General features: G+C 67.9%; 9 protein-coding genes. 1 reads left to right on the forward strand and 8 read right to left on the reverse strand.

Annotation, left to right across the window (positions count from 1 at the left end):
• Positions 1-6 precede the first annotated feature (6 nt).
• From H0X90_RS30500 to H0X90_RS30530, 7 genes are read right to left on the reverse strand one after another with little or no spacing between them, the layout of a single operon-like run.
• The gene (locus H0X90_RS30500; RefSeq protein WP_077190700.1) at positions 7-1,071 is read right to left on the reverse strand and encodes a 2-aminoethylphosphonate aminotransferase; all 1,065 of its coding nucleotides are present in this window, start codon (positions 1,069-1,071) and stop codon (positions 7-9) included.
• Entirely contained in the window at positions 1,071-2,252 is a 1,182-nt protein-coding gene (gene aepY / locus H0X90_RS30505; protein WP_006484696.1) for a phosphonopyruvate decarboxylase, read from the reverse strand. The genes H0X90_RS30500 and aepY overlap by 1 nt, the downstream gene beginning before the upstream one ends.
• Positions 2,249-3,937, reverse strand: a complete 1,689-nt coding sequence (gene aepX / locus H0X90_RS30510) for a phosphoenolpyruvate mutase (RefSeq protein ID WP_006484687.1) — start codon at positions 3,935-3,937, stop codon at positions 2,249-2,251. Before aepX ends, aepY begins: the two co-directional genes overlap by 4 nt.
• Complete coding sequence (locus H0X90_RS30515; RefSeq protein ID WP_006492690.1) at positions 3,934-4,701, reverse strand: NTP transferase domain-containing protein; 768 nt, start codon at positions 4,699-4,701, stop codon at positions 3,934-3,936. Before H0X90_RS30515 ends, aepX begins: the two co-directional genes overlap by 4 nt.
• 35 nt (positions 4,702-4,736) lie before the next feature.
• Positions 4,737-5,738 carry an HpnL family protein gene (locus H0X90_RS30520; protein ID WP_006484682.1) on the reverse strand — a complete coding sequence of 334 codons (1,002 nt, stop codon included), beginning with the start codon at positions 5,736-5,738 and terminating at the stop codon, positions 4,737-4,739.
• On the reverse strand, positions 5,735-6,544 hold the full coding sequence (locus H0X90_RS30525; protein WP_060265743.1) for a 2OG-Fe(II) oxygenase: 810 nt from the start codon (positions 6,542-6,544) through the stop codon (positions 5,735-5,737). The genes H0X90_RS30520 and H0X90_RS30525 overlap by 4 nt, the downstream gene beginning before the upstream one ends.
• Complete coding sequence (locus H0X90_RS30530; protein ID WP_034202479.1) at positions 6,541-7,224, reverse strand: CDP-alcohol phosphatidyltransferase family protein; 684 nt, start codon at positions 7,222-7,224, stop codon at positions 6,541-6,543. The genes H0X90_RS30525 and H0X90_RS30530 overlap by 4 nt, the downstream gene beginning before the upstream one ends.
• A gap of 650 nt (positions 7,225-7,874) precedes the next feature.
• Between H0X90_RS30530 and H0X90_RS30535 the strand changes: the two genes are divergently transcribed.
• Positions 7,875-9,389 (forward strand): acetyl-CoA hydrolase/transferase family protein, encoded by a 1,515-nt coding sequence (locus tag H0X90_RS30535; RefSeq protein WP_006495070.1) that lies wholly within the window; start codon positions 7,875-7,877, stop codon positions 9,387-9,389.
• 30 nt (positions 9,390-9,419) lie between these two features.
• Here H0X90_RS30535 and H0X90_RS30540 read toward each other — a convergent pair.
• Positions 9,420-10,930, reverse strand: a 1,511-nt coding sequence (locus tag H0X90_RS30540) for a DHA2 family efflux MFS transporter permease subunit (protein WP_330165466.1), incomplete at its 5' end; no start/stop codon positions are given.

Genomic DNA, 10,930 nt, shown 5'->3' on the forward strand with positions numbered 1-10,930 from the left:
CAACGCTCACCGCGTCAGCGCCGTAAACCCTTCCAGCAACCGCTCGACATCGGCCGCCTGAATCGCGCCCATCGTCGAGATCCGGAACAGTTCCTTCGACAGCCCGCCTTGCCCCGCATAAATCACGAAGCCGCGCGCCTTCAACCCGTCGTGCAGCGTCTCGTACGTGACACCCTGCGGCAACCGATACGCACGCAGCACGACCGACGACGCACCTTCCGGCAGCACCAGCGGCATCCCGCGCGCAGCAAGCCCTGCCTGCGCCTGATCGGCAAGCGCCTTGTAATGCGCATGCCGTGCACGCCAGCCGCCAGCCTCGTCAAACTCGCGCAACGCCTCGACGAGCGCGTAATACGCATGCACGGAAGGCGTAAACGGCGTATTCCGCTGATCCTGCAGCTTCGCGAGCCGACCGAGATCGAGGTAGTAAGTCCGGCTTGCGGCCTTCGTGAGCGCACTGCGGCGCACGATCACGAACGCCGCGCCCGGCACGCCGTGCAGGCATTTGTTCGCGGTCGCGGCAACCGCATCGATGACGCCGCCGGCGAAGTCGATCGCTTCCGCGCCGAAGCTGCTGACGCCGTCCACGAGCATCTTCACGCCGCGCGCACGGCACACTTCTGCAATCGCGCCGAGATCGTTCAGCCGGCCCGTCGTCGTTTCATGATGGATCACCGCGACGTGCGAATACCCGCCCGCATCGAGCTTCGCCGCGATCTGCGCGAGATCGGGCGCCTGCATCCATTCATGCTTCAACACGTCATGCGCGATGCCGTACTGCGTCGCGATCTGCGTGATCCGCTCGCCGTACACGCCGTTCTCGATCACGAGCAGCTTGCCGTCCTGCGGCACGAGCGCCGCGATCATGCTCTCGACGGCGGCCGTGCCCGAGCCCGTCATCAGTACGGCCGCCCATTCGGCCGGATCGAGTTCGTACGCGGCGACGAGGCGCGTGCGCGCTTCATCCTGCAGGTCGAAGAATTCGCTTTCGCGGTGGCACAGATCGGGTTGCAGCAGGCTGCGGCGCACGCGTTCGGTGAGCGTGACCGGGCCGGGGTTCAGCAGCAGCATCAATGGGCTCCTTCAACGTGGGCTTCGGTCTGCGCGGCGCCGATGTGCCGCATCAGACGGGTCTTGACCTCGACCGGCGTGACGGTCGGGCGGGGCAGGCCGTCGGGCACGCCCGTGCGGATCGCCACGCGGACGAATTGCGCACCGTCACTCGTTGCGGCGAGCGTCGCATCGAGCACGTCGAGCGTATCGCCTTCGACCGCCGACGCGTAGCCGCAGGCGGCCGCGACGCCGGCGAACGACACATGTTGCGACACCGTCGCCTGGCCGCCCGTCGATTCGTGCGCGCCGTTGTCGAGCAGCACGTGCGTGAGGTTGGCCGGGCCGTAGGTGCCGAGCGTCGCGAACACGCCCATCCGCATCAGCGCGGCGCCGTCGCCGTCGACGGCCACCACGCGCAGGTCGGGGCGCGCGAGCGCGAGGCCGAGCGCGAGCGGCGTCACGCAGCCCATCGAGCCGACCATGTACAGCTGGTTCGGGCGATCGTCGAGCGCATAGAGCTCGCGACCGCAGAAACCGGTCGACGCGAGCACGACGGTCGAATCGACCGGCGTATGCGCGATCACGCGCTGCAGCGCGTCGTGACGGGTCGGCCACGCGTCGGTCGATGCGGCGCGCGACGCCGATTGCGCGGCGACGTGCGCACGCGGCTTCGCGGCCGGGTTCGCCTTCAGTTCATACGGCGCAACGCTGCCTTTCTGCATCACGAGCGCGTACGGGCGGCCCGTCGCGTCCATGTGCGCGATCGCGCGGTCGAGTGCCGGGCCGACCTGTTCGGGGTCCGTCGGGAACGTCTCCCACGGGATCTCCATCGTGTCGAGCATCGCGGGCGTGATCGGTCCCATCAGTGCGTGCTGCGGCTCGTCGGCCACGCCCGGCTGGCCGCGCCACGTGACGATCAGCAGTTGCGGCAGGCGGAACGTCCAGGTCAGCGACGTGAGCGGGCTCACCGCGTTGCCGAGCCCCGAGTTCTGCATCATCGCGATTCCGCGCTTGCCGCCGAGCGTTGCACCCGCGATCAGCGCGACCGCGTCGCCTTCGTTCGCGGCCGATACGTAGTGCAGCGTCGGGTCCTGCAACACGTAATTGATGAACGGCGTCAGGTACGAGCAGGGTACGCCCGCGTACCAGTCGAAGCCGCGTTCGCGCGCGGCCTCGACGAACTGGGCCGCTTCGATCATTGCGCGCCCCCGTTGCCGGCGCCCGGCTCGGACAGCGGCGTCTGGCCGTGCGCGAAGTCGCCCGCGCGGCGGAAGTCTTCCAGATCGTTGACGCCGCGCCAGTGGCCGTGCACGTACTGCACCTCGATCTTCTCGCCGGCGGCGACCAGCTCGTTGAGCAGCGACGGGATGTCGAGCGTGTCGAAATCAGGGCGCGCCTGCAGTGTCGCGAGCATCGCCTTCAGCCGGTCGACGCCGGCGCCGCGCACGTTCAGCAGGCCGATCCAGCGGCCGTGCGGGGTGCCCGCGGCGACGTCGCTCGATACGCGTTGCAGGTAGGTCTTCTGGCCGAACAGGCCGCGATCGTCGGCCGCCGAGCAGAGGGCGAAGTCGCGCACGCTCTGGTTCGTCGACTCCGTGAGCGACGAATCGACCACGACGCTGAATTCGGCTTCGCTTTCCGCGAGGTCGCGCACGATGTAGCTGCGGAACAGCAGGTCGCCGTACGAGATCACGGTGTCGCCGGTCAGGCGTTCGGCCGCGCACGCGAGCGACGCGAGCTCGCCCGTCTGCGCATGGCGCTCGTTGACGACGAGCTTGATGCCCGACGTGTCGATCGCGTCGGCGCGATAGCCGCCGACCACGGTGATGTCGTTCACGCCATGCGTCTTGAAGCCGTCGACGAGCCAGCGCAAGAGCGGCTTGCCGGCGACCGGCAGCATGACCTTCGGCTTGTCTTCGGTCACGGCCTCCAGGCCCTTGCCGCGGCTCGCGGCGAGCACGATCGCCGCGTTCGACGCGCGCGAGGACGACGACAGGTAGATGCGCTCGGCCGCCGAGTATTCGTCGGCGTCCTGCAGGCGGAAGATCTCGTTGACCGATGCGACGCGGTCTTCGACGTTGATCAGCGTTTCGCTCTCGTGGATCTCGCGCGCGGTCGCCTGCATTGCGGAGGCCGACGCGCGGATCAGGTGGTTCGCCCAGATCACGGTGCTGATGCCGGCCTGGCGGAACACGTCGGTCGGCGTGCTGTAGTACTTGGTCGGCACGATCACGAGCGGCGCCTTGCCGCTCCATTCGCGCGCGAACTGCAGGATCTCGTCGGGGCGCGACAGCTTGCTGTGGATCAGGATCGCATCGGCGCCGGCTTCCGCGTACGCGTTCGCGCGGCGCAGCGCCTCGTCCATCCCCCAGCCGGCGATCAGCGCTTCGACACGCGCGACGATCGAGAAGTCGGGATCGGTCTGCGAATCCTTGCCGGCCTTGATCTTGCCGCAGAATTCGTCGATTTCCGCGAGCGGCTGGCGCTCGCCGCCGATGAAGCTGTTCGTCTTCGGGAACTGCTTGTCCTCGATGCAGACGCCGGCGATGCCGCGCTGTTCGAGCTTCTTCACGAGGCGGCGCACGTTGTTGAAGTTGCCGTAGCCGGTGTCGCCGTCGAGCAGGATCGGCAGGTCGCTCGCGTCGGCCATGAACTCGAGCACGTCGACGACCTGGGTCCAGCTCGCTTCGTTGTTGTCGCGCACGCCGAATTGCGCGGAGATCGCGAGGCCCGACGCCCAGATCCCCTTGAAGCCGGCCTCGCGGACGATCCGCGCGGACAGGCCGTTGTGCGCTTCCATCAGGAATTCGAGGTCGCTGCTGACGAGCATGCGGCGCAGGCGCGCGCTGCGCGATTCGGTGAAGTTGGGTTCGCGTGCGTTCATCGTGCGGCTCCTGCGGTGGTGCGTTGAATCAGGGGAAGGATGTCTTGCGTCGCGCGGGCGACGTCGTTCGGGAAGTCGATCTCGATCCACGGCGAACCGGTGACGTCGGCGACGTCGAACGAATGGCCGCCTTCGAGCAGCAGGTCGCGTACGGCTTCCTCGTGCGGCATGTTCGCGCGGCCGCTGTCGACGTAGCCCGCGACGATCGTCGCGAGGCGGCGCGCGGTGCCTTCGGTGAAGCGGAAGAAGCCGACCGATTCGCCGATCGTGTCGTAGTCGAGATCGACCGCGAGCTGCTTGCGCAGCTCGACCGGCACGCCGTTCTTCAGGCACAGCTTGACGGGCTCGTCGCCGGCCTCGAAGTCGCGGTCGATCAGCAGGCGGTCGACCGCCTGGTCGGCATCGGCCACCAGCGCGTGCAGGATGTTCTCGTCGTACAGCACGTCCGCGTCCATCAGCAGCACGTCGCCGCCGCGCGTCATCGCATCGGCGACGGTATGCACGGTCAGCACGCTGCCGAGGTCGTAGCGTTCGTTGATCACGATTTCGGCCTGGCGGCCGAGACGCTTCAGTTCCTGCTCGACCTTCTCGTGCTGAAAGCCGAGCCCGAGCACGATCTCGTCGACGCCCGCGGCGTCGAGCACGCGCAGATGGCGCTCGAGCAGCGACACGTCGTCGAAGCGCAGCAGGCACTTCGGGAACTGCGCTTCGGGCGGTTGTTGCAGGCGCAAGCCGAGGCCTGCCGCAAGAATGATGGCTCGCATGGGTTCTCCAACCAAAAAGCCGGCGATCTGAACGATCAGTCGGCGAGCGGCTGCGGCGCACGGCGCCGCTGCCAGTTTCTTTCACTGAAATGCAGATAGAGCAGGCCGGGCAAGCCGAGCGCGAGTTCGCGCGCGCGCTTCGCGAGCGACAGCGCAAGCGCCGCGTCGGGCGGCAAGCCGACCAGCGGCGCGAGCAGCAGGTAGCCGCCTTCCTGCGCACCGAGCGAGCCCGGGATCGCGAAGGCCGCGCCGCGGATCGCCTGGCCGACGCTTTCCAGCAGCAGCGCGTCGAGCCAGCTCACCGGATGCCCGAGGAAGTGCAGCGCGAGCCACACTTCCGCGGTGCCGACGATCCAGCCGACGAGACTCAATGCGAAGGTCTTCGCGACTTTCGCGCGATCGCGGTACAGCGCGCCGACCGCGTCGTCGATCGCGTCGGCCCGCGTGGCGAGCGACGACCAGTCGCGCGGGCCGAGCAGTTTCGACGCGAGGCGCAGGCCGCGGCCGAACAGCCCGCGCCGCTGCGCCAGATAGAACATCACCGCGAGCGCGCCGAGCACGCCGGTGGCGATCAGCGCGGGCGTACGCAGGTGCGCGACCGATTCGTGCGTCGCATACAGGCTGAACGCGGCGATCCCGATCAGCGCGAACGCCATCTGCGCGAGCGCCTGCATCGTCGTGCCGACGGTCACGGCGGCGGCCGCGTCGGCCATCCGCGTGCCGCGCTGCGCGAGGTGGCGCACCATCAGCACGGGGCCGCCGATCTGCCCGGCGGGCAGCAGGCTGTTCACCGATTCGCCGACCCAGCGCGCGCGCAGCGCGTTGCCGAGTTCGGCGCCCGGCTGCCCGCGGCGGAACATCACGGAGATCGCGAACGCATCGATCACGAGCGGTACGACGTGGAACGCCGCGACGAGCGCGAGGCCCCAGCCGGCCGCGAGGAACGTGGACGCGACCGCGCCGACGCCCTGCCAGGCCAGGAGTGCGATGAAGAGTGCGGTCCCGAGGGACAGCAGGATGAGGCCGGCGCGTGTCATGACCCGGTCGTGCGTCGCGTCGCCAGTTGCTTGAACACCTGGCGGAAACCGAAATACGCGATCGCATCCTTCATGTTCGAGATGAAGCGCTTCCACGGCCGCATGCCCGGGTTCGTCACGTATTCGAACGTGAGCGACACGCGCATTTCGTTCTGGCCGAGCGGCGTGATGCGGTGGCGCAGCTTGTCGCCGTCGAACAGCACGATGCCGCCGTCGGCGATCTGCACGGAGCCCGGTTCGTCGGCGACGTCCGGGTTGCGCGTATGCAGCTCGTAGTCGAGCCGGCACGACGATTCGTCGATCACGCCGATCAGCAGCGTGTAGCGCCGGCCGTCGTAGTACGACGTGTCGTAGTGCCAGCCGATGTGGTCGCCGGGCTTCGTGTAGTAATACAGCGCGTACGCGTGCGGATCGTCGTCCGGCGACAGCATCAGCTTGTCGCCGGTGATCTTCTCGAGGAAGGAGATGAGTGCCTTCGAGCGATACAGCTCGGCGATGTACGGCGCCTGCTCGTCGATCGTATGGCGGCTCACGCTGCCGCCCTGCTTGTGGCCGGGCAGGTAATTGCGGTTCAGGCCGGCCTGCATCGCGCGGGCGGCGTCCGCCAGCTTCGCGTGCGCGTCGGGCGGCAGGAAGGCGTCGAGGTAGAGGAACGAGCCCTGGCGCGTGTAGTCGCCGCGCAGGCGGTCGAGGTCGAGCTGGCCGATGCAGTCGGCCACGGTGCGATCGGGATCGGCCGCGGCCGCGCGCACGGGCGCGGGGCGTGCCGGGCTCAGCACGGATTCGTCGCGCGTGCTAGAAGTCATTTGGAAGCCTGGATTTCAGAGGGGTTCTGCGGAACAGTGCTGCCGCGGCGCACGATGCGCCACCAGTCGATCACGACCCATGCGGCGAACAGCGGGGCGCCGATCGATGCGGCGAGCAGGAACGGCTCGACGCCGTCGACGAGCGTCACGATCGGCAGCAGGTACAGCACGTCTTCGGTCTCGAAGCCGCCGGCGAAAGCCTGCTTGGTACCGGCCTTGCCGGCGATCGATTCGATCCGCATGCGCAGGAAGAAAATCAGCGCGACGGCCGCGCCGGCCACCGCGCCGAGCAGCACCGGCGACGCGGCCATCTGGCCGCCCTGGGCGACGATGCCGACCCCCATGCTGACGAACAGCGCGACCGTGACGAGTGCATCGGCCGCCAGGTCGTAAAAATGACCGATCTTGCTGGATTTGCCGCTGATGCGCGCGAGCTCGCCATCGGTGTGGTCGACGAAGTTCGACAACACGATCAGGAATGCGCCTGCATTGCTCCAGCCGAAGCCGCCTTGCGCGAGGCACCAGGCGCCGGCGAGGCCGATCAGCAGACGAAGGGTGGTGAGGTGATTCGGGGTGACCGGCGTATTGACGAGCGGTCGGACGAGCGAGCGCGCGAGCCGCGCATCCCAGGTGCGTGGCAGCGGTGGCTCGGGGCGTGTGGCGGTTTTTCTTTGGTCCATCGGCGAAATATATACGGAATTGTAATTTGTTGCTTTTTATTCGATCAATGTCCTGACATGCGGGAGTGTTACGGCGTCTTGCGCGCATCGACCGGTTCAAAAACGCACGTGCGAACGGGGCGGCCGACGGGGGGGCCGGACTCGTCTTCCAGTGTGGTCCGCATCGCGCGACTGTCAAGGCCGGACGGGCCTCGCAGGGCGGCGAGGCGGTGTTTTTCGCGTCGGTCGGCGGGCGGCGCGCAACGCATGCGACCTTGATCTCGGTCAGGCCCGGAAAAGCCGCATCGGGCGACAATCGGCCGCGCCGGGCAGGTATCGGCCATTACCGAGCCACCGGTCGTCAATGTCGACGGAAGTCCGTCGATTGAAGCGCGCGGCGCGGTGATCGGGAGCCCGCGATTCGCGTCGATGCTTTCGCGCACCTTTCGCGTGCATGCGGCGCGGGCGAATCGCCTGTCACAGAACGGTCGTTCGATACCCGGCAAATCCGGCAAGGATCTTTTGCATCCAGCGGACATTTCGCGGCGATGGCCTCTGCGATACTCCGACCGTGCCTGTGGTGCCGGCCGCCCCTGGCGGCCCCAAGGGCTTCATGTCGCTCAGGAGACACCCCCCGCGACGTCAACAGATCAAAGCGTCAGAAACCAGCCATGTCTTCATCACGCATCCTCGCTCCCGCCCTGCGTTCGCTCGTCCGCACCGCCGACGAAGCCGCCGCGCTGATCCGTCCCGGCATGACCGTCGCCATGAGCGGCTTCACCGGGTCGGGCTATCCGAAGGCCGTGCCGGCCGCGCTTGCCGCCCACATCGATGCGGCGCACGCGCGCGGCGAGGACTTCCGGATCAACGTGCTGACGGGCGCGTCGACCGCCCCGGAACTCGACGGCGCGCTCGCCCGCACCGACGGCATCTCGATGCGGCTGCCGTACCAGTCCGACCCGACGTTGCGCGACAAGATCAACGGCGGCGAAGTCGATTACCAGGACGTCCACCTGAGCCACGTCGCGCAATATGCATGGTTCGGGCTGTACGGCGATCTCGACGTCGCGATCGTCGAAGTCGCGGGCATCCGCGAGGACGGCCTGCTGATCCCGTCCGCGTCGATCGGCAACAACAAGACCTGGCTCGAGCGCGCGAAGCACGTGATCCTCGAAGTGAACGCGCGCCAGCCGCTCGGCCTCGACGGGATGCACGACATTTATTACGGCACCGCGCTGCCGCCGCATCGCAAGCCGATTCCGCTGACGAAGAGCGACGACCGGATCGGCGAGCCGTACCTGCGCTGCCCAGCCGACAAGATCGTCGCGATCGTCGAGACCGACGCGCCCGATCGCAGCAATGCATTCACCGCGCCGGATGCGACGTCCAAGCAGATCGCGCTGCAACTGATCGACTTCCTGCGTCACGAAGTGAAGCGCGGCCGCCTGCCGGAAAACCTGCTGCCGCTGCAGTCGGGCGTCGGCAACATCACGAACGCGGTGCTCGCGGAACTCAGCTCGGCCGGTTTCTCGAACCTGACGGCCTACACCGAGGTGATCCAGGACGGCATGCTCGACCTGCTCGACGACGGCACGCTGAGCTTCGCGTCGGCCACCGCGCTGTCGCTGAGCCCGGCCGCCGTGCAGCGTTTCGCCGACGAGATCGCGACGTTCCGCGAGAAGATCGTGCTGCGCCCGCAGGAGATCAGCAACCATCCGGAACTCGTGCGCCGCCTCGGCTGCATCGCGATGAACGGGATGATCGAGGCCGACATCTACGGCAACGTGAACTCGACGCACGTGATGGGCACGAAGATCCAGAACGGCATCGGCGGCTCGGGCGACTTCGCGCGCAACGGCTACCTGTCGTGCTTCATGTCGGCGAGTACCGCGAAGGGCGGGGCGATCTCGCGGATCGTGCCGATGGCGAGCCACGTCGACCATACCGAGCACGATGTCGCGGTCGTCGTCACCGAGCAGGGGCTGGCCGACCTGCGCGGCCTGTCGCCGAAGCAGCGCGCGCGCAAGATCATCGCGACCTGCGCGCACCCCGACTACCGTCCGATGCTCGAGGACTACTTCGAGCGCGCGTCGCGCGACAGCTTCGGCAAGCACACGCCGCATCTGCTCGCCGAGGCGCTGTCGTGGCACGAGCGCTACGTGCGCACCGGGACGATGAAGGCCTGACGCGGCTGCGGACGGGCGCATGCGCGCCCGTCAGTCCATCGCCGCGTGCGCGACGTCGACGCTCGCCGTTTTCTGCGGCGGGCGGATCAGCAGCAACAGCGGAATCATCAGCAGCGTCGCGACGAACATCAGCTTGAAGTCGTTCAGGTACGCGATCATCGTCGCCTGCTGGTTGAGCGTGCGGTCGAGCAGCGCGAGATCGACGCGGCTGCCGGCGATCGCCTGCACGGCCGGGTTGAACGGCGTGACGTGCGTCGCGAGGTCGGCATGCGCGACCTGCGTGTTGCGCGTCATCAGCGTCTGCACGATCGAGATGCCGATACTGCTGCCGATGTTGCGCATCAGGCTGTAGGTGGCCGTGCCGTCCGCGCGCAGTTCGGGCGGCAGCGTCGAGAACGACAGCGCGCTCAGCGGCACGAACACGAGCCCGAGGCCGAAGCCCTGGATCACGCCGGGCCACACGATGTCCGCTTCGGACAGCACGACCGTGTACTGCATCATCTGCCACAGCGCGAGCGCGGAAATCGACAGCCCCGCGAGCAGCAGCATCCGCGCATCCACGTATTTCAGCAGCCTGCCGACGAACAGCATCGCGATCATCGTGCCGGCGCCGCTCGGCGCGGTGACGAGGCCCGTCGTCGCGACCGGGTAGCCCATCAGGTTCTGCAGCATCGGCGGCAGCAGCGCGCGCGTCGCGTACAGCACCGCGCCGACCACGAAGATGAACAGCGTGCCCGTCGCGAAATTCGGGTCGCGCAGCAGTTCCGACTTGAAGAACGACGCCTTGCCGACGGTCGCCGTATGCGCCAGGAAGAACGCGAAGCCGAGCGCCGCGACGAGCGCCTCGATGCGGATCTCGTACGAACCGAACCAGTCGAGCTGTTCGCCGCGGTCCAGCATCGCCTGGAACGCACCGATTGCGAGCGCGAGCGTCGCGAAGCCGAATGCGTCGAATTTCACGTGCGGACGCGGCGCGCGCGCCGGCAGGAAGGTCATCACGCCGGCGAGCGCGAACGCGCCGATCGGCACGTTGATGAAGAACACCCAGCGCCAGTTGTAGCTGTCGGTGAGCCAGCCGCCGAGCGTCGGGCCGAGGATCGGGCCGACCATCACGCCCATTCCCCAGATCGCCATCGCCTGGCCCTGTTTCTCGCGCGGGTTGATGTCGAGCAGGATCGATTGCGACAGCGGCACCAGCGCCGCGCCGAACACGCCCTGCAGCAGCCGCGCGCCGACGATCTGCACGAGCGTCTCCGACAGCCCGCACAGCGCCGACGCCACCGTGAAGCCCGCGATCGACACGATCAGCAGCCGCTTCACACTCAGCCGGTCGGACAGCCAGCCGGTGAGCGGCGTCGCGATCGCCGCGGCGACGATGTAGGAGGTCAGCACCCACGTGATTTCGTCCTGCGACGCGGACAGCGTGCCCTGCATGTGCGGCAGCGCGACGTTCGCGATCGTGCTGTCGAGAGTCTGGATCAGCGTGGCGAGCATGATCGACAGGGTCAGCATCGGCCGGTTCAGGGCGGGCGAGGCGGGGG

The organism is Burkholderia sp. 9775_39 (assembly GCF_015712225.1).
GTDB lineage: Bacteria > Pseudomonadota > Gammaproteobacteria > Burkholderiales > Burkholderiaceae > Burkholderia > Burkholderia cenocepacia.

Bases quoted from the DNA above. Each gene is read 5' to 3' on its own strand.
- H0X90_RS30500 (WP_077190700.1), bottom strand. From the start codon at position 1,071: ATGCTGCTGCTGAACCCCGGCCCGGTCACGCTCACCGAACGCGTGCGC.
- aepY (WP_006484696.1), bottom strand. From the start codon at position 2,252: ATGATCGAAGCGGCCCAGTTCGTCGAGGCCGCGCGCGAACGCGGCTTC.
- aepX (WP_006484687.1), bottom strand. From the start codon at position 3,937: ATGAACGCACGCGAACCCAACTTCACCGAATCGCGCAGCGCGCGCCTG.
- H0X90_RS30515 (WP_006492690.1), bottom strand. From the start codon at position 4,701: ATGCGAGCCATCATTCTTGCGGCAGGCCTCGGCTTGCGCCTGCAACAA.
- H0X90_RS30520 (WP_006484682.1), bottom strand. From the start codon at position 5,738: ATGACACGCGCCGGCCTCATCCTGCTGTCCCTCGGGACCGCACTCTTC.
- H0X90_RS30525 (WP_060265743.1), bottom strand. From the start codon at position 6,544: ATGACTTCTAGCACGCGCGACGAATCCGTGCTGAGCCCGGCACGCCCC.
- H0X90_RS30530 (WP_034202479.1), bottom strand. From the start codon at position 7,224: ATGGACCAAAGAAAAACCGCCACACGCCCCGAGCCACCGCTGCCACGC.
- H0X90_RS30535 (WP_006495070.1), top strand. From the start codon at position 7,875: ATGTCTTCATCACGCATCCTCGCTCCCGCCCTGCGTTCGCTCGTCCGC.